Genomic DNA, 17,738 nt, shown 5'->3' with positions numbered 1-17,738 from the left:
CTCATGCGCCGGTCCTCCGCGATCACTTGAAGATAGTAGGGACTGCGGGGTCTCCGGGGGAGAGGCTGGACGCCTCCAGTGGCAACTCCGTCAAAGTCGCCCGGTGCCGGTCGCGGGCGGCCGCCAGGGGTTCGCGGCCGACGACCTTGCCGTCCCGCACGAGTTCGGCCAGCAGCGGACGGTCCTCCGCGTCCATCGGCTCGCGGGTGACCACCTCGGCGGTGGCGGTGCCGCCGCTGGTCCTGCGGTAGGCCCACTTGCGCCCGCCGACGCTGGGCTTGCCGACGGACGTCTTCGCGACGGGCTGGAGGGCTCCCGTGTGGTCCTGTCTGGCGACGAGCTTGTAGACGAGGCTTGCCGTCGGATGGCCCGAGCCCGTGGACAGGGCGGTGCCCACGCCGTAGGCGTCCACCGGCGCCGCGGCCAGCGCCGCGATCGCGAACTCGTCGAGGTCGCTGGTAACGACGATCCGCGTGCGGTGCGCGCCGAGCTCGTCGAGCAGGCGGCGCACCTCCACGGCCACCACCGCGAGGTCGCCGGAGTCGATGCGCACCGCGCCGAGGTCGTGCCCGGCCAGCTCCACCGCGATGCGTACGGCCCTGGCGACGTCGTAGGTGTCCACGAGCAGGGTGGTGCCGCGCCCGAGGGAGTCGAGCTGGGCCCGGAAGGCGTCCTCCTCCGAGTCGTGCAGCAGGGTGAACGCGTGGGCGGCGGTGCCCGCGGTCGGCACGCCGTACAGGTGACCGGCCATGAGGTTGGAGGTGGAGGCGAAGCCGCACAGGTAGGCGGCCCTGGCGGCGGCGACCGCGGCGTGCTCGTGGGTGCGCCGCGAGCCCATCTCGATCAGCGGCCGGTCGCCGGCGGCCTGGGCCATCCGGGAGGCGGCCGCCGCGATCGCGCAGTCGTGGTTGAGTATCGACAGGACCAGCGTCTCCAGCAGCACGGCCTCGGCGAACGTGCCCTCCACCACCATGATCGGAGAGCCGGGGAAGAACGCCTCGCCCTCGCGGTAGCCGTACACGTTGCCGGAGAAGCGGTAGCCCGCGAGGAACTCGCCGGTCGGCTCGTCCACGATCCCGGCCGAGCACAGGTAGTCGATGTCCTGCTCGTCGAAGCGGAAGTCCTCCAGCGCGTCGAGGAACCGCCCGGTGCCGGCCACCACCCCGTAGCGCCGTCCCCCGGGCAGCCGGCGGGCGAACACCTCGAAGACCGCCCTGCGGTGCGCCGCGCCGCTCGCCAGCGCGGCCTGGAGCATCGTCAGTTCGTACTGGTCGGTCAGCAGGGCCGTGCCCGTGGTCGTGCGCACGTGTCGAAGACTACGACGGTCGTGGTGCAGGATGGTTACGTGGGTAGCACAGCTCCAGCCGAGGTCGAGCGTCCGTCGTCGGACGTGCGCCCCGATCTGCCGTGGCTCACGATCGTGTGGAACGACCCGGTCAACCTGATGTCGTACGTCACGTACGTCTTCCAGGCCGTGTTCGGCTATCCCCGTCAGAAGGCCGAGAAGCTGATGATGGACGTCCACCACAAGGGCAAGGCCGTCGTCGCCAGCGGCACCCGGGAGGAGATGGAGCGCGACGTGCAGATCCTCCACTCCTACGGCCTGTGGGCCACCGTTCAGCAGGACAAATGATGAGCACGGGCTTCAGGGCGACGAGTGGCGGGGTGACCGTCCATCTCGACGCGGGTGAGGTGTCGATCCTGCGCTCGCTGGTGTCCCAGGTGCTCGGCCTGGTCGAGCCGGGGACCACCGGCGACGACCCGCTGGAGCGCGCCCTCGGCATCGGTGCGGCGGCCCCGTCGGCCGACCCCGTGCTCGCGCGCCTGTTCCCCTCGGCGTACTCCGACGACGACGAGGCGGCGCAGGAGTTCCGGCGCTACACGGAGGCGACGCTGCGCGACGGCAAGCGGGCCGACGCGACCACGCTGCTGGAGACGGCGGAGCCGGGACGGCTCACGCTCACCGCCGAGCAGGGGCAGGCGTGGCTGCGGGCGCTCAACGACGTCCGCCTCGCGCTCGGCGTGCGGCTGGAGGTCACCGAGGAGGTCCACGAGGAGATCGCCCGGATGCCCGAGGACGACCCCCGCTACCCCTCGTTCGTGATCTACGACTGGCTGACCTACCTGCAGGACACCCTCGTCAGGGCCCTTTGGTAGGTTGCCCGCATGCTGACGATCCCACGCGAACTGGTCGACAAGATCGTGGCCCACGCCCGGGCCGACCACCCCGACGAGGCGTGCGGCATCCTGGCCGGGCCCGCCGGGTCCGACCGTCCCGAACGGTTCGTCCCGATGGAGAACGCCGAGCGCTCCCCGACGTTCTACCGCTTCGACTCGATGGAGCAGTTCCGCGTGTGGCGGGAGATGGACGACCGCGACGAGGTTCCGGTCGTGATCTACCACTCCCACACCGCCACCGAGGCGTACCCCTCCCGTACGGACATCACCCTCGCCTCCGAGCCCGAGGCCCACTACGTGCTGGTGTCGACCGCCTCCGAGGAGGAGACGTCCTTCCGGTCCTACCGGATCGTGGACGGCGTCGTCACGGAGGAGGAAGTCAAGATCGTCGAGTCGTACGGTTAAACTGAAGTTATGCCCATCGATGACGCTCGTCCCGTGTCGTCACCGGCTGTCCTGTCGCGCCGGGTACGCCCGGAGTCTCCTGTTCAGGCGTTCCTCTTCGCGCACACGCCTTCTGTCGTCGTCTACGACTGTCGCTGACCCGGCCGCCTGGCGGAGGCGCCCGTACGGGCCCGCCGGGGAGACGACCGCTGGAATCGACTCCCACCTGACCATGTTTCACTCAGGTGAACGCCCACCCTCACGACGACCACTGATCAAGGAGATTGAGCCGACATGGCTATCGAGGTCCGCATTCCGACCATCCTCCGCAGCTACACCGATGGCGCCAAGGCGGTCAACGCCAAGGGAGCGACCCTCGAAGAGCTGATCGGCGACCTGGAGTCGCGTCACCCCGGCCTGAAGGACCGGCTGGTGGACGACTCCGGGCTGCGCCGATTCGTCAACGTCTACCTCAACGACGAGGACGTACGTTTTCTCGGCGGGCTCGGCACCCCCGTCGCCGACGGCGACACCGTGACCGTGCTCCCGGCCGTCGCGGGCGGAGCGCGCTAGATGCGCTTCGACTCGTTGATCGACTCGGTCGGGCGCACCCCCCTGGTGGGTCTGCCCAGGCTGTCGCCGTCCCCCGACGTGCGGATCTGGGCGAAGCTGGAGGACCGCAACCCGACCGGGTCGGTCAAGGACAGGCCGGCGCTGTGGATGATCGAGCAGGCCGAGAAGGACGGGCTGCTCACGCCGGGATGCACGATCCTGGAGCCGACCTCCGGCAACACCGGCATCTCGCTGGCGATGTCGGCCCGGCTCAAGGGCTACCGGCTGATCTGCGTCATGCCGGAGAACACCTCCGAGGAGCGCCGCCAGCTGCTGCGCATGTGGGGCGCGGAGATCATCTCCTCGCCGGCCGCGGGCGGCTCCAACGAGGCGGTGCGGGTGGCCAAGGGCCTCGCGGCCGAGCACCCCGACTGGGTGATGCTCTACCAGTACGGCAACCCCGCCAACTGGCGTTCCCACTACGAGTCGACCGGGCCGGAGATCCTCGCGGACCTGCCGACCGTGACGCACTTCGTCGCCGGGCTCGGCACGACCGGCACGCTCATGGGCGTCGGCCGCTACCTGCGAGAGCAGGTGCCGGACGTGAAGATCGTGGCCGCCGAGCCCCGTTACGGCGAGCTGGTCTACGGCCTGCGCAACGTGGACGAGGGGTTCGTGCCCGAGCTGTACGACGCGTCCGTGCTGACCACCCGCTACTCGGTGACCTCGGCCGACGCGCTGCGCCGGACCCGTGAGCTGCTGGCCACCGAGGGCATCTTCGCGGGCATCTCGACGGGCTGCGCCCTGCACGCGGCCCTGGGCATGGCCCGCAAGGCCGTCCAGGCCGGCGAGCGGGCCGACATCGTGTTCATCGTGGCCGACGGCGGGTGGAAGTACCTGTCGACCGGCGCCTACGAGGGGACCCTCGACGAGGCGGAGGACCGCCTCGAAGGCCAGCTCTGGGCCTGACCCCCGACCCGGCTGACACGACCGACCGGCTCACCCCGCCCGCTCCGGCGAGGGTGGGCCGGAGTTCCGGTTCGGACGGGATGAGCCGGAGCCTGAGGGCCGGCAGGAGGGGTCAGTTGAAGACGACCCTGAGTGTGAAGGCCGAGCCGTCCTCGCTGGGGGTGCCGCTCAGGCCGATCGCCCGCAGCATCCCGGCGTCGGTGCGCGCCTGACCCTTCAGGCCCTCCAGATACAGCTTCTCCAGCCGGTCGAGGTCGGCGTACACGGCGTAGGTGGCGTTCCCGGAGTCCGGGACGGCCAGGCGGAACGTCTCGCTCTCGCCGAGCGTGCCGCCTCCGCCCAGGGCGGCGGCGTACTCCTGAGTGCTCGCGATCACGAACCGTCCGTCGCCCTCGGCGGTGGCGATGTCGGCGGATCTCTCCATGCCGTTCAGATGGGTCTTCACCCGGTTCACCAGGTCCTGCGCCTTGGCGGTGTCGGTCGTCAGCACGGCGCCCACGCGGGGCAGCGCGCCGTCCAGGTCCTGCTCGTCCAGGGCGAGCGTGAAAGTGCGGCCCAGCAGCGTCACGAGGTCGTCCGGCAGGGACAGGCCGTACTGCGCCCGCGCCCCGTCGAGGGTCTGCCTGAGCATCTCGCCGCCCGGGCCGCCCGCCGCCTGCTCGATCGACGGCCACTGCTCGCGCAGCATGTCGCCCAGGCCGGAGAACGAGGCCGCCGCGACCGTGGAGGCGGGCAGCTCACCGATCTTCATCGGCTCGGGCCGGACCTTCGTGGGCGTCCCGCCGCGGGTGATCCCGGCCAGTTCGGCGTAGTCGCCGGAGAACCGGAGGGCGCCGGCGAAGCGCATCCCCTTGATCTGCGGCAGCTCCAGAGTGGCGGAGGCGTCGGCCCAGCCGGTCTCGGCGACCTTCTCCACGTCCATCCAGAACGACAGCACGCCCTGCTCGCCCAGCGCCTTGAGGTCGTCGGCGAAGCGCGGGTCGCCGGACAGCGGCGCGGCCTTGACGTACTCGTCGGCCAGCTTCTGGCTCATCGCGATGACGGCGTACCCGTCGCGGAACGCCAGGCCGCCCTTCCCGTCGCCGAGGCCCAGCTTGCCGATGCCGGTCCGGGCCGCCGCCTCGTCCTTCACCTGTACGGCGAGTGCCCCGACGGGGTCGCCGCCGTCGGCCGCCGGAAGCACGGCGAGGCCGACGCGGTCGCCGAGCCAGGGCTCGACGTCCCTGGCGTAGTCGACCTTGGCGAGGCCGGGGTCGTCCTTCCGCAGCGCGGTGACGAGCGCCTTGCGCGGGTCGTCGCCGCCGAAGGAGTCGCGGGTGGCGGAGAACTTGCGGGCGATGCCGAACAACGCGAGCTTCTGCCCGGCCGCCGGGTCGAGGTCGAGCCGGACGTAGGCCATCGCGTTCGCCGGCAGCACGTCCTGCGGCTGGGTGCCACCGCCGCTGAGCTTCGAGGCGGCCCACACCCCGCCGCCGCCGACCAGGCCGACGAACACGGCGGCCACCAGCGCGAGGATCCAGCCTCGCCCCCGTCGGGCGCGGCCCGGGGGAGACGGCGGGGCGGCCAGGGTGACGGAGCCGATCTCCTCGGGCTCGGTCCAGGACGGCATCCGCACGGTGTGCGCCTCGCCCATGGCCGGGCGGGGAACGCGATAGGCGACGGTGCGGTCGAGGTCCTGTTCGTCGCCGGGTCTCCAGGCGCCGGGTCTCCAGGCGCCGGGCTGCCTGGGGCCGGGCTGCCTGGGGCCGGGCTGCCTGGGATCGGGCTGCCTGGGATCGGGCTGCCTGGGGTCGGGGTTCTGCGGGGAGGTGTCGGGGGACATGGGGCTCACTCACATACGTCGTCGTCAGGTACGCCGTGAAGCTAGGCCCGGCCGGTAGCGGCGCGCTTGCAGGCCGCTTGACCGCGAGCCGCGGGGCGGTCCGCCGGAATGCCACGCTAGAGTAATCACCAGAACAAAATTCGGTAGAGCGGCGAGGGGCGCATGACCAAGTTCGACGAGGCGACGCAGGCCATCCGGGTCGACGACACCACCTACGACGTGTGTCTCGACGACGGATACTCCATCGGAGGGCCGCTGAACGGCGGCTATCTCATGGCCGCGATGCTGCGCGCCGTGGTGGACGCCTCTCCGCACGCGCACCCGGTCTCCACCAGCGCCCAGTTCCTCCGGGTCGCCCGGCCGGGCCCCGCCCGGGTGCTCCTCGAGCCGCTCAAGACGGGCCGTACGGCGGCGATGACCCGGGCGAGGCTCGTGCAGGACGGCGAGTCGTTCATCGAGATGCTCGTCACGACCGCGACGCTGGACGGGTCGGCGGCTCCCGACTTCGCGGACGGCCCGTCCGCCGTCATGCCGGAGCTGGCGGACTGCGTGCGCCTGCCCAGTCCCAAGCCCGAGTCGAACATGAACTTCGGCGCCCAGATGGAGATCGTGTTCGACCCGCCCACGATCGGCTGGCTCAGCGGCGAGCCGACCGGCCGGCCCGAGTCGCGGGCGTACTTCCGCCTCGCCGAGCCGCAGGACCCCGACCCGTACGTGCTGGCGCTGGCGGTGGACGCGCTGCCGCCGGTCGTGTTCTCCGCGGGGGCGCGGGGGTGGGCTCCGACGGTGGAGCTGACCTGGCATCTGCGCGCCCTGCCCGCGCCGGGGTGGCTGACCCTGCTCGGCGGCGGGCGGCTGATCAGCGACGGCTGGTTCGACGAGGAGGTCGAGGTGTGGGACTCGGCGGGACGGCTGGTCGCCCAGTCCCGCCAGCTCGCCCGCCTCGGCCGGGGCTGAGCTCTGTTCCCCTCGCGGGGGCGCGCGTGGTGAGCATCGCGGGGCGCGCGTGCTGAGCATCGCGGGGGCGGCGCGTTGTGAGCATTCTTACCCCGAGCGGCGGGGACCGTTCCCCTAACCTTGGGAAGCGTGCCGGACAACAGCAGGGCGATCGGGATCTTTGACAGCGGGGTGGGCGGCCTGACCGTCGCCCGGGCGATCATCGACCAGCTGCCCCACGAATCGATCTTCTACGTGGCCGACACGGCCCACCAGCCGTACGGGCCCAAGAGCATCGCCCAGCTCCGCGCGTACGCGCTGGAGGTCATGGACCACCTGGTCGAGCACGACGTGAAGATGCTGGTCATCGCGTGCAACAGCGCGAGCTCGGCGGTGCTCAGGGACGCCAGGGAGCGCTACGACGTCCCGGTCGTCGAGGTGATCCAGCCCGCCGCCCGGCGGGCCGTGCGGGCCACGAGGAACGGCAGGGTCGGCGTGATCGCCACGCGGGCCACCATCGAGTCGATGGCCTACCACGACGCCTTCGCCGCCGCCCCCGACGTCGAGCTGGTCGCGGTGGCCGCCCCCCTGCTCGTGGAGTTCGTCGAGCGGGGCGAGACGATGAGCGAGGACCTCATCGAGGTGGTGAGGGGATACCTCAAGCCGATCCAGGACGCCGGCTGCGACACGCTCATCCTCGGCTGCACGCACTATCCGCTGCTCACCGGCGCCCTGTCGTACGTCGCGGGCGACGGGGTGACGCTGGTGTCCAGCGCCGAGGAGACGGCCAAGGACGTCTACCGCATCCTGCACGACCGCGGGCTGTCCAACGGCGCGGGCGAGCCGGGGCACCGCTTCCGGGCGACGGGCGACACCGAGCTGTTCGCGCGGCTCGGGCAGCGCTTCCTCGGTCCCGAGCTCCAGTCGGTGGAGCGGACCGCCCCCGGCATCGGCGACGTCACCGGCGTAGGGAGTTCGTGATGAAGTTGACGATCATCGGCTGCTCGGGCAGCTTTCCCGGCCCCGACAGCCCGTCCTCCTGCTATCTGCTGGAGGCCGAGGGCTTCCGGCTGCTGCTCGACTTCGGCAACGGCTCGCTGGGCGCGCTCCAGCGGCACGCCGGGCTCTACGAGGTCGACGCCATCCTCCTGTCCCACCTGCACGCCGACCACTGCCTCGACCTGTGCGCCTACCACGTCGTACGCACCTACACCCCGGACGGCCCGCTGCCGAAGGTGCCCGTCCACGCCCCCGCCGGCGCCTCGAAGCGGCTCAACGCCGCGTACGCGATGCCGGACGAGCCGGTGCTCGAGAACTCCTTCGACTTCGTACGGCTGTCGCCCGGCACCCGGCACGTCGGCCCGTTCGAGGTGACGGCCGCCACGATGAACCACCCCGTGGAGACCTACGGCTTCCGCGTCACCCACCGGGGCAGGTCCGTCGCGTACTCGGCGGACACCGGCGAGTCGGCCGAACTGGTCAAGCTGGCCCACGAGGCCGACGTGCTCCTGTGCGAGGCGTCCTTCCTCGACGAGCCGGGCCTGACCCCCGGCCTGCACCTGAGCGGCAGGCAGGCGGCCGAGCACGCCGCCCGCGCCGAGGCCGCCGCGCTCGTCCTCACCCACCTCGTCCCGTGGTACGACAAGTCCCGCATCCTGGAGGACGCCTCACGCGGCGGCTTCGGCGGGCCGATGGAGTTGGCGCGGAGCGGGGCCGTGTATGACCTAGGGTGACCCGTATGGCTCGTTCACACGGTCGTAGTTCCGACCAGCTTCGCCCCGTGACCATCACCCGGAACTGGCTCGCCCACGCGGAGGGCTCTGTGCTGGTGGAGTTCGGGGGCACCAGGGTGCTGTGCGCCGCGACGGTGGAAAGCGGCGTGCCCCGCTGGCGCAAGGGCAGCGGTCTTGGCTGGGTGACGGCCGAGTACGCCATGCTGCCCCGGTCGACCAACACCCGCAACGACCGCGAGTCGGTCCGCGGCAAGATCGGCGGACGCACCCACGAGATCTCCCGGCTGATCGGCCGGTCCCTGCGCGCCTGCGTCGACTACAAGGCCCTGGGGGAGAACTCCGTCGTGCTCGACTGCGACGTGCTGCAGGCCGACGGCGGCACCCGCACCGCCGCCATCACCGGCGCGTACGTCGCCCTCGCCGACGCCATCGCCTGGATGCGGCAGCGCCGGATGTGCCCGGGCGACCCCCTGGTGAACTCGGTCGCCGCCGTCTCGGTCGGCGTCGTCGGCACCGAGCCGATGCTCGACCTCGACTACAGCGAGGACGTCAAGGCCGAGACCGACATGAACGTGGTGATGACCGGCAGGGGCGACTACGTCGAGGTGCAGGGCACCGCGGAAGGCACGCCGTTCGACCGGACGACGCTCAACGGCCTGCTCGACCTGGCAGCCACCGGATGCGCCGAGCTCACCCGCATCCAGACGGAAGCCCTCTCCTGAACACCGAGGACGACAGCATGAACAAGGTGGTCCTGGCCACCCGCAACGCCGGGAAGATCGTCGAACTGCGCCGGATCCTCGCCGACGCCGGCGTGCCGGTCGAACTCGTCGGCCTGGAGGCGTTCCCGCAGATCGGCGACGTGGCCGAGACAGGTCTCACGTTCGCGGAGAACGCGCTGCTCAAGGCGCACGCGGTCGCCTCGGCCAGCGGTCTGCCCGCCGTCGCGGACGACTCCGGCCTGTGCGTAGAGGCGCTGAACGGCATGCCGGGCATCTTCTCCGCCCGCTGGTCCGGCCGCCACGGCGACGACGACGCCAACCTCGACCTGCTGCTCGCGCAGGTCGCCGACGTGCCGGACGGCCGCAGGCAGGCCCACTTCGCCTGCACCGCCGCGCTCGCGCTGCCGACGGGTGAGGAGCACGTGGTGGAGGGCGCCGTGCACGGCTTCCTCATCCGCGAACGGCGCGGCACGGGCGGCTTCGGCTACGACCCGATCTTCGTGCCGGACGGCGAGACCCGCACGACCGCCGAGATGACGGCCGAGGAGAAGGACGCGATCAGCCACCGGGGCAAGGCGTTCCGCGCGCTCGCCACGCTGATCGCCGAGGTCGTCTCGTAATCCCGCCGTAAGACCCCTGGGGGCGGACGGGCGTAGCGTTCGTGACGTGAACGCAGCAGGCACCCGCATGCCCGCCTGGGCGGCCGCGCTGACCGGCCTCGTCGCCGGTGCGGTGGCGCTCGGGGCGGCCCAGATCGCCGCCGGTCTGATCGATCCCGGTGCGGCGCCGGTCGTCGCCGTCGGCGGCGCGGTGGTCGACGCCACGCCCGCCGGTCTCAAGGAATGGGCGATCCGCACCTTCGGCTCCTACGACAAGGCGGTCCTGCTCGGCGGCATCGTCGTCGTGCTCGCGCTCGTCGCCGCCGGTCTCGGCCTGCTCGCCCGCCGCAGGGCGGCGTACGGCACGCTGGGCCTGGCCGTGTTCGGCCTCGTCGGCGCCGCCGCGGCGCTGTCCCGGCCGGACGCGGGGGTGGCGCACGTCCTGCCCTCGCTCGCGGGCGCCGCGGCGGGCGCCTGGACCCTCTCGCGGCTGACGCGCCGCGCCATGGGCAGCGGCGAGGAGGACTACGTCGCCGCCAGCCGGGCCGCCGACGGGGAGAGCGCGCCGGCCACGCGACCGATCTCCGGCCCGGCGGGTGCCGCGACGGCGGACGAGGAGAGCCGCTCGGCGGCGCCCGGCCCCGCCGTCCCGGCCGTCATGCGGGCGGGCGCGGCGCCGTACGCCTTCGACCGGCGCAGGCTCCTGACGGGGGCGGCGACCGGGGTCGTCGTGGCGGGCGCCGCCGGTCTCGGCGGCTGGCTGCTGTCGGGCACGAAGGACGGCGAGATCGCCCGGAGGAACGTGGCGAGAATGCTGCCGCGCGCGGCGCGCCCGGCCGTGCCCATCCCGTCCGGGGCGGACCTGCGGATTCCCGGCCTGGCGCCCTTCGTCACGCCCAACGCCGACTTCTACCGGGTGGACACCGCCCTCGTCGTGCCGTCGGTGGACCCGGCCCGATGGACGCTGAAGATCCACGGGCTGGTGGACAGGCCGGTCGAGCTGACCTTCGCCGACCTGCTCAAGCGCCCCCTCATGGAGGCGGACGTCACCCTGACCTGCGTGTCCAACGAGGTCGGCGGGCCGTACATCGGCAACGCCCGCTGGCTCGGCGCCCGGCTCGCCGACGTGCTGCGCGAGGCCGGGATCCGCCGTGAGGCCGACATGCTGCTCAGCGTCTCCGAGGACGGCTGGACCTGCGGCACACCGGTCGACGTGGTCATGGACGGCCGCGACGCGTTGCTCGCCGTCGCCATGAACGGCGAGGTGCTCCCGGAGGCCCACGGCTTCCCGGTCCGCCAGGTCGTGCCCGGCCTGTATGGATATGTGTCGGCGACGAAGTGGGTCACCGAGATAAGGGTCACCCGGTTCGACCGGGACGAGGCCTACTGGACGCCGCGCGGCTGGGCGCCGCGGGGCCCGATCAAAACCCAGTCCAGGATCGACCTGCCCCGCGACGGGGACGAGGTCAAAGCGGGGCGTACGACCCTGGCGGGCGTCGCGTGGGCTCAGCACCGCGGCGTCGACGCGGTCGAGGTGCGGGTGGACGGGAGCCCGTGGCGGCAGGCGAGGCTCGCGGACGCCCCCGGCCCGGACACCTGGCGGCAGTGGTCGCTCGACCTCGACCTGACGCCCGGCCGGCACACGATCTCGGTGCGGGCCACCGACGCGACCGGTTACACCCAGACCGAGGACGAGGCCCGGCCCGACCCCGACGGCGCGACCGGCCTCCACACCGTCACCGTCACGGCCCGCTGACCGGCCCCTAGTGGGAAGCCGGGTCTGGAGTTGGGAAAACCCGCCGTGCCCCGGGCGGCCCGCCTCTACCATCGGCACGCTGATGTGCGCGAGGAGGGGGGCCAAGCGCGTGAACCAGGAGAGGGCGCGCCGGCACGCGAGGTGGCGGTTGCCGTCCGGTGTGTACAACCCGGTCGTGTCGGCCGACGGCCGGCGATGGCGGGATTACGAGCAGGCGGCCGACGCGCCTGCTCCTTCGCTCGAGGACCGCCGCCTGGACGTGCGGATCGCGGCGCTGCCGCTGGGCATCGACACCATGACCGACACCATCACCATGCCGGTGGTGCCGGCGGCGAGGAACGGCGAGATCGGGGGACGGGGGGGCCACGGCCCGGGGACGCCCACGGGGCGCCGCGGCGGGCCGCCCGACCTCCGGGAAGCCGTCCCCGTCACGACGCCCGCCGACGCCACGACCGGGGACGACGAGGATATTCGGGGCCCGGAGGATGCCGAGGACCATGCGGACGTCGAGGCATCCGAGGATGACCGGGACGATCGGCACGCCCGCGATGTCGCTGATGCCCGTGATGCCCCTGATGCCCGGGACGCTCAGGGGCCGGAGAACGGCGGGAACGTCGAGCGCGCCCTTGACGACGGCGAGGCGACGGGAGAGCCGGCGGCGGAGACGACCGCCGGGGAAATCTCCGAAGAGGCCGTTGGAGAGGCCGTAGGGGGGACCGCCGACGTCACGACAGACGGCGCGCCGTCGACCTCGGGAGAGCCCGGCCCGGGGGACGCCGGGCCTGATCCGGGGGAGCCCGGCTCGCACGTCTGCAGCCGTGAAGAGCCCGGCTCGCACGTCTCCAGCCGTGAAGAGCCCGGCTCGCATGCCCGCGTCCGTGAGGACTCCGGCTCGCGCGCGTTCGCCCGCGACGAGTCCGTGTCGCACGCCCGCGCGTGGGAGGACTCGGGCTCGCGGGAGCCAGGCCCGGGGGAGCCCGGCCTGCGAGAGTCCGGCGACCTCGCGCACGCGGAGGAACCCCCGGCCGCCGAACCCGAGGCGAATCATGACGGGGCCGACGTCGCCGGGCACGAGGACGCCACCGAAGACGCCACCGAAGACGCCACCGGGGACGCCGCCGCGGACCCGGCCGGGCAGGACGAGTGGCGCGCCGAGACCGCGCCCGCGCCGAGGATCCCCGCAGCACAGACCGGCGACGAGCCGGCGCCCGAGGCAGGCCGGAGCGAGTGGCGCGAGGAGGCGTCCGGCGGCGCCGCGGACGACGGTCCGGAGACGGGCGAGCTCGCGGACGCCGACGACTTCTGGGCGGCCGTGCTGCGCGACGACACCGAGTGCGACTGGCTGGACGGCCCGGGCCGCCCGCGGCGGCTGGAGGAGACCCGCCCGTACGGCAGGCCCGGCGGCCTGGCCGAGGCGGATCCGGACGGCCAGGTGAGCCTCGCGCAGGCGGTGAGCGGGCGCTTCCCGGACCCGCGCGGCACCTGGATCCGGCTGATCAACGCAGAAGGGCCGACGGAGGACGCGTTCAGGTCCAACAACGCCGTCGACTGCGCGCTGTCGGTGATGTCCACCTGGCACGGCGAGCCCGCGGTGGCGGCGCGCAGGCAGCCGGAGTACGACGGGTCGGGCCGCCCGCTGCTGACCGGGGAGACCGGGGGCGTCGCCCGCGCCGAGGAGTGGCTCGGGCACCGGTTCGAGTACGTGGGCCACGGCCGCCGGGCGTACGTGGCCGTCGCCCAGCGGCTGATCTTCGGCGGGCACGGCGCCGCCGCCGTCCTCATCACCCGCTGGGCCGGGGGTGGCAGCCACGCGTGGAACGCGGTCAACTGCCGGGGCGAGGTCCTGTGGATCGACGCCCAGCGGGGTCACATGGCCGTGGATCCGCCGTACGAGGACGTCACGGGGGTCTTCGCGGTGGTGATCGACCGCCAGGGCCGCCGCCTGTGACGGCCCGCGCCCGGGTCACCCGCACGCGCGGGTGACCCGGGCGACCGACGCCCCGGCCCGTACGGAACCGGGGGAGCGGCGGTCAGGAGGCGGCCAGCGCCCCGACGACCGACGCCCGGGCGGCCCGGCGGGCGGGCAGCACCGCGGCGAGCACCCCGGCCAGGCCCGAGGCGGCGATGAAGATCAGGATCTGCACGGCTGGAAGCTGGAAGGAGACGTTCTCCGTGAGCGTCGTCGTCGCCGCCCAGCCGTACGCCGTGCCGAGCACGACGCCGACGATCGCGCCCACCAGGCCGAGGACCAGCGCCTCGACCGAGAGCATGCCCCGCAACTGCGGCCGGGTCAGCCCGAGGGCGCGCAGCAGCGCGGACTCGCGGGTCCGTTCGTGGACCGACAGCGACAGCGTGTTCGCGATGCCGAGCAGCGAGATCACGATAGCGAGGGCCAGCAGCCCGGTGACGACCATGAGCATCGAGTCGATCGCCTCGTCGAACTGGCCGCGGATCTCGGTCGTGCTGCCGACCTTGACCGCCGGGTAGGCCGCCGTGGCGTCGTCCACCACCTTGCGCGCCCGCTCCGGGGCCACGCCGTCGGCGGCGTCCACCAGGATCTGCGTGTCGTCCACGGCGCCGAAGTGCCGTTCGAACGCCTGCTCGGCCATGGTGAACGGCGGCAGCAGGGACACGCCGGCCTTCAGCACCGCCGCCACCTCGAGCGAGGCGCTCTTCCCTCCCGACGCGATGGTCACGGTGTCGCCCACCGCGACGCCGAGGTCCCGGGCCACGTAGTCGGCCACCGCGACGTCGCCCGCGCCGAAGCCGTGCAGCGTGCCGGACGACGCCTCCGGCTTGATGGCGGTGCCGATGGCCGACTGGGTGACCGTGCCCACCTCGTAGTCGCGGCCGTTCACCTTGGCCTTCTTGCCGCGGAACTCGGTCACCGCGGCGAGGTCGCGGCTCCCGCGCAGCGCGTCGGCGACCGAGCGGGGGATCGTGCCCGTCTGCGCCGACAGGATGTAGTCGGCGGGGAACTGCTTGTCGAGCTCGCCGCCGACCGTGGTCCGCACCGTGGCGGTCAGGACCGACATGAACGTCATCAGCGTCACGCCGACGGTCAGGGCCACCGTCGTGGTGGCCGCCCGCTTGGGGTTGCGCCGCGAGTTGTCCAGGGCGAGCCGTCCCGGCACGCCGAACAGCCGCGCAGGCACCCAGCCGGCCAGCCCGCTCAGCGGCCGTACGATCACCGGGCCGAGCACCAGCACCGCGAAGAACACGAGCACGCCGCCGGCCATGACCGTCAGCAGCGCCGCCTGGCCCGGCTTCTGCAGCACCCCCGCCGCGGTGAGGCCGGCCCCCGCCAGCAGGAGCAGGACCGAGACGACCATCCGTACGACCCCGGTGCGGAAGGTGTGCTCCTCGACCTGCGCGCGCAGCGCCGCGACGGGCGGCACACGGGTGGACTGGCGCGCCGGGAGCAGGGCGGCGGCCATCGTCACGACGACGCCGGTGCACAGGCCGACGGCGATCGTCTGCGGGGACAGGGTCACCGTGCCCGTGGGGATGTCGGTGCCGACGGCCCTCAGCACGGCGACCGCCGCGGCCCCGAGGCCGAGGCCCGTCAGCAGGCCCAGCACCGACGACAGCAGACCGACCACGGCGGACTCCAGCACGATCGAGCCGAAGACCTGCCGTTTGGTGGCGCCGATGCAGCGCAGCAGCGCCATCTCACGCATCCGCTGCGCGACCAGGATGTTGAAGGTGTTGTAGATGACGAGCGCGGCGACGAGCAGCGCGACCGCGCCGAACAGCAGCAGGCCCAGCCGGATGTAGGACGTGTCCACGTGGTTGCGCCTGGCCACCTCGTCGGCGCGTTCCCGCCCGGTCATCACCGTCGCGTCGCCGCCCACGGCCGCCGCGACGGCCGTGCGCAAGCTCTCCGGCGAGGGTCCCGAGGAGACGACGTCGATCTCGGTGTAGCCCTTGGCGCCGGTGACGCGCCGCGCCGCGTCGGGGGTGAAGGCGACCGCGCCCCGGTAGGCGAGGTTCTGGTCGACGCCCACGTCGAAGATCCCGACGAGGCGGAACTCCTGCCGTTCGCCCGCCCGGTCGAGCACCGCGACGGTCGCCCCCGGTGCCAGCCCCTGGGCCTTGGCGGTGTTCTTGTCGAGCACCGCCTCGCCGGCGGCGGAGGGCGCCCGCCCCGAAGTGATCTTGATGCGGCTCGCCGGGATGGACACCCCGGCGGTCGGGAAGTCCCCGACGACCTTGCCGTCCCTGCCGATCAGCGGGGCGTCCCCGGACACCATGGGCTGGGCGTCCCGCACGCCCCGCACCGCCCTGACCGCCGCGAGCGCGCTCTGCGGCAGGCTCGCGTCGCCCTCGGCGTCGTCCTTGGGCGTCACCACCACGTCCACCTTGTCGGCGTCCGCGGCGAACGACTGGGTGAACCCGGCGTCGATGGTGTCGGTGAGCACGAACGTGCCCGCGATGAACCCGACACCGAGCACGATCGCCAGGGAGGTGAGCAGCAGGCGCAGGCGGTGCGCCAGCAGCCCGGTGAGAGTGGTCCTGAACACGGCTCAGGCCTCCAGCGCCATCAGCGTGTCGAGCACGGCCTGCGGCGTCGGCCGATCGATCTCGCTCACCAGCAGGCCGTCCCGCAGGAAGACCACCCGGTCGGCGTACGACGCCGCCACCGGGTCGTGGGTCACCATCACGATCGTCTGTCCGAGCTCCCGCACCGACCTGCGCAGGAACGCCAGCACCTCGGCGCCGCTGCGCGAGTCGAGGTTTCCGGTCGGCTCGTCGGCGAAGATCACCTGGGGCTTGCTGATGAGCGCCCGCGCCACTGCGACACGCTGCTGCTGGCCGCCCGACAGCTCGCTCGGCTTGTGCCTGAGCCGGTCCCGAAGGCCGACCGTCTCGATCACGCGGTCGAACAGCGCCTGGTCGGCCTGACGGCCCGCGATCTCCAGCGGTAGCCGGATGTTCTGCTCGGCCGTCAACGTCGGCAGCAGGTTGAACGCCTGGAAGATGAAACCGACGCGCTCACGACGCAGGAGCGTGAGCTGCTTGTCGTTCAAACCGGTGATCTCGACGTCGCCGATGCTCACCCGTCCGTCCGTCACGGTGTCCAAACCGGCGAGGCAGTGCATCAGGGTGGACTTACCGGAGCCGGACGGCCCCATGATCGCGGTGAACGCCTCCGCGGCGAAACCGATGTCGACGCCGCGCAGCGCGTGCACCGCCGCGTCGCCCTCGCCGTACACCTTCGTCAGTCCCCGCGCGACGACCGCGGTGCGAACCTGGGTTGTTGTGGTCATGACGCCACGCTATGGCCGTGATCAGGGCGTTTCCTCGGCCTCGCGGACGTTCTCCGTGTGCGGCCCCGGGACGGGTCCTGCGGGACGTGTGCGACTTGCGAGGTAGTCCGGACTCAGCCCCGCGGATGATCGGGGGAGACCACACCGGTCTCGTACGCGTAGACGACCACCTGGGCGCGGTCGCGCAGCCCCAGCTTGGCCAGGATGCGGCCCAGGTGGGTCTTCACGGTCGCCTCCGCGAGGTGCAGGCGCGCCGCGATCTCGGTGTTCGACAGGCCGCGGGCCACGTGGTACATCACCTCCCGCTCCCGAGCCGTCAGCACGCCGGTCTCCTGCCGCTGCCGGTCCCCCTCGGGCAGGAGCACGGCGAAACGGTCGAGCAGGCGGCGGGTCGTGCTCGGCGCGACCACAGCGTCACCCGTGTGGACCGACCGGATCGCGCTGATCAGCTCGGCCGGCGGCACGTCCTTCAGCAGGAATCCCGCCGCGCCCGCCTTGATCGCGGCGAACGCGTACTCGTCGAGGTCGAACGTCGTCAGGATCAGCACCTTGGGACCGTCCGGCGCCGCGCAGATGACGCGGGCCGCCTCCACGCCGTCCATCCGCGGCATGCGGACGTCCATGAGGACCACGTCCGCCTCGACCGTGCGCAGCGCCTCGACGGCCGCCAGCCCGTCCGCCGCCTCACCCACGACGTCGATGTCCGGCTGCGCCCCGAGGACCATCCGGAACCCGGTCCGTACCAGCTCCTGGTCGTCGACCAGCATGACGCGTATCACTGCCGCTCCGCTCCGCTCGTCATCGCCGCGATCCCCGC

General features: G+C 72.7%; 17 protein-coding genes. 12 read left to right on the top strand and 5 right to left on the bottom strand.

From position 1 onward, the window contains the following. Positions 1-22: 22 nt before the first annotated feature. A complete protein-coding gene (locus HHX30_RS12065) occupies positions 23-1,306 on the bottom strand; it encodes a nicotinate phosphoribosyltransferase (protein WP_169981989.1) in 1,284 nt (427 codons plus the stop codon). 39 nt (positions 1,307-1,345) lie between these two features. Here HHX30_RS12065 and clpS point away from each other — a divergent pair, with 39 nt between their 5' ends. From clpS to HHX30_RS12040, 5 genes are all read left to right on the top strand, one after another. Then, entirely contained in the window at positions 1,346-1,633 is a 288-nt protein-coding gene (gene clpS / locus HHX30_RS41565; protein ID WP_169950261.1) for an ATP-dependent Clp protease adapter ClpS, read from the top strand. Further along, on the top strand, positions 1,633-2,157 hold the full coding sequence (locus tag HHX30_RS12055) for a DUF2017 domain-containing protein (protein WP_169981988.1): 525 nt from the start codon (positions 1,633-1,635) through the stop codon (positions 2,155-2,157). Before clpS ends, HHX30_RS12055 begins: the two co-directional genes overlap by 1 nt. Before the next feature lie 9 nt (positions 2,158-2,166). Continuing rightward, the gene (locus HHX30_RS12050) at positions 2,167-2,583 is read left to right on the top strand and encodes a Mov34/MPN/PAD-1 family protein (protein ID WP_169981987.1); all 417 of its coding nucleotides are present in this window, start codon (positions 2,167-2,169) and stop codon (positions 2,581-2,583) included. Between the two features lie 273 nt (positions 2,584-2,856). Next, positions 2,857-3,135: a MoaD/ThiS family protein gene (locus HHX30_RS12045; protein WP_169981986.1), complete on the top strand. Its 279-nt coding sequence runs from the start codon at positions 2,857-2,859 to the stop codon at positions 3,133-3,135. Continuing rightward, the gene (locus HHX30_RS12040; RefSeq protein WP_169981985.1) at positions 3,136-4,083 is read left to right on the top strand and encodes a PLP-dependent cysteine synthase family protein; all 948 of its coding nucleotides are present in this window, start codon (positions 3,136-3,138) and stop codon (positions 4,081-4,083) included. A 112-nt stretch (positions 4,084-4,195) separates the two neighbouring features. Here HHX30_RS12040 and HHX30_RS12035 read toward each other — a convergent pair whose 3' ends face one another. After that, positions 4,196-5,905, bottom strand: coding sequence for a DUF3352 domain-containing protein (locus HHX30_RS12035; RefSeq protein ID WP_169981984.1), 1,710 nt, complete (start codon positions 5,903-5,905; stop codon positions 4,196-4,198). 162 nt (positions 5,906-6,067) lie between these two features. Here HHX30_RS12035 and HHX30_RS12030 point away from each other — a divergent pair, with 162 nt between their 5' ends. The 7 genes from HHX30_RS12030 (at position 6,068) to HHX30_RS42630 (ending at position 13,599) form a co-directional block, all read left to right on the top strand. After that, on the top strand, positions 6,068-6,862 hold the full coding sequence (locus HHX30_RS12030) for a thioesterase family protein (protein WP_169981983.1): 795 nt from the start codon (positions 6,068-6,070) through the stop codon (positions 6,860-6,862). A 129-nt stretch (positions 6,863-6,991) separates the two neighbouring features. After that, entirely contained in the window at positions 6,992-7,822 is an 831-nt protein-coding gene (gene murI, locus HHX30_RS12025; RefSeq protein ID WP_311922334.1) for a glutamate racemase, read from the top strand. Then, positions 7,822-8,574, top strand: coding sequence for an MBL fold metallo-hydrolase (locus HHX30_RS12020; protein ID WP_169981981.1), 753 nt, complete (start codon positions 7,822-7,824; stop codon positions 8,572-8,574). Before murI ends, HHX30_RS12020 begins: the two co-directional genes overlap by 1 nt. Before the next feature lie 5 nt (positions 8,575-8,579). Further along, positions 8,580-9,296: a ribonuclease PH gene (gene rph, locus HHX30_RS12015; protein ID WP_169981980.1), complete on the top strand. Its 717-nt coding sequence runs from the start codon at positions 8,580-8,582 to the stop codon at positions 9,294-9,296. A gap of 17 nt (positions 9,297-9,313) precedes the next feature. Next, a complete protein-coding gene (rdgB, locus tag HHX30_RS12010; protein ID WP_169981979.1) occupies positions 9,314-9,916 on the top strand; it encodes an RdgB/HAM1 family non-canonical purine NTP pyrophosphatase in 603 nt (200 codons plus the stop codon). Positions 9,917-9,962: 46 nt separating this feature from the next. Beyond that, entirely contained in the window at positions 9,963-11,651 is a 1,689-nt protein-coding gene (locus HHX30_RS12005) for a molybdopterin-dependent oxidoreductase (protein ID WP_311922333.1), read from the top strand. A gap of 109 nt (positions 11,652-11,760) precedes the next feature. Further along, positions 11,761-13,599: a toxin glutamine deamidase domain-containing protein gene (locus tag HHX30_RS42630; RefSeq protein ID WP_311922332.1), complete on the top strand. Its 1,839-nt coding sequence runs from the start codon at positions 11,761-11,763 to the stop codon at positions 13,597-13,599. A gap of 82 nt (positions 13,600-13,681) precedes the next feature. Here the strand turns inward: HHX30_RS42630 and HHX30_RS11995 are convergent, their stop codons facing one another. The 3 genes from HHX30_RS11995 to HHX30_RS11985 form a co-directional block, all read right to left on the bottom strand. Next, positions 13,682-16,174 carry an FtsX-like permease family protein gene (locus tag HHX30_RS11995; protein WP_169981978.1) on the bottom strand — a complete coding sequence of 831 codons (2,493 nt, stop codon included), beginning with the start codon at positions 16,172-16,174 and terminating at the stop codon, positions 13,682-13,684. Positions 16,175-16,177: 3 nt separating this feature from the next. Beyond that, positions 16,178-16,921, bottom strand: coding sequence for an ABC transporter ATP-binding protein (locus tag HHX30_RS11990; protein ID WP_169981977.1), 744 nt, complete (start codon positions 16,919-16,921; stop codon positions 16,178-16,180). 113 nt (positions 16,922-17,034) lie between these two features. Then, positions 17,035-17,700: a response regulator transcription factor gene (locus tag HHX30_RS11985; protein WP_310742224.1), complete on the bottom strand. Its 666-nt coding sequence runs from the start codon at positions 17,698-17,700 to the stop codon at positions 17,035-17,037. Between the last annotated feature and the right edge of the window lie 38 nt (positions 17,701-17,738).

It is taken from the genome of Microbispora sp. H10836 (genome assembly GCF_012999525.1).
Lineage (GTDB): Bacteria > Actinomycetota > Actinomycetes > Streptosporangiales > Streptosporangiaceae > Microbispora.
The sequence above is the reverse complement of the archived record's forward strand: the minus strand, read 5'-3'. Positions and strand labels throughout refer to the sequence as shown.

Coding starts and splice junctions, on each gene's coding strand:
- HHX30_RS12035 (WP_169981984.1), bottom strand. CDS start 5,905: ATGTCCCCCGACACCTCCCCGCAGAACCCCGACCCCAGGCAGCCCGAT.
- HHX30_RS12020 (WP_169981981.1), top strand. CDS start 7,822: ATGAAGTTGACGATCATCGGCTGCTCGGGCAGCTTTCCCGGCCCCGAC.
- HHX30_RS12040 (WP_169981985.1), top strand. CDS start 3,136: ATGCGCTTCGACTCGTTGATCGACTCGGTCGGGCGCACCCCCCTGGTG.
- HHX30_RS11990 (WP_169981977.1), bottom strand. CDS start 16,921: ATGACCACAACAACCCAGGTTCGCACCGCGGTCGTCGCGCGGGGACTG.
- HHX30_RS12050 (WP_169981987.1), top strand. CDS start 2,167: ATGCTGACGATCCCACGCGAACTGGTCGACAAGATCGTGGCCCACGCC.
- rph (WP_169981980.1), top strand. CDS start 8,580: ATGGCTCGTTCACACGGTCGTAGTTCCGACCAGCTTCGCCCCGTGACC.
- HHX30_RS12055 (WP_169981988.1), top strand. CDS start 1,633: ATGAGCACGGGCTTCAGGGCGACGAGTGGCGGGGTGACCGTCCATCTC.
- rdgB (WP_169981979.1), top strand. CDS start 9,314: ATGAACAAGGTGGTCCTGGCCACCCGCAACGCCGGGAAGATCGTCGAA.
- HHX30_RS12045 (WP_169981986.1), top strand. CDS start 2,857: ATGGCTATCGAGGTCCGCATTCCGACCATCCTCCGCAGCTACACCGAT.
- HHX30_RS12030 (WP_169981983.1), top strand. CDS start 6,068: ATGACCAAGTTCGACGAGGCGACGCAGGCCATCCGGGTCGACGACACC.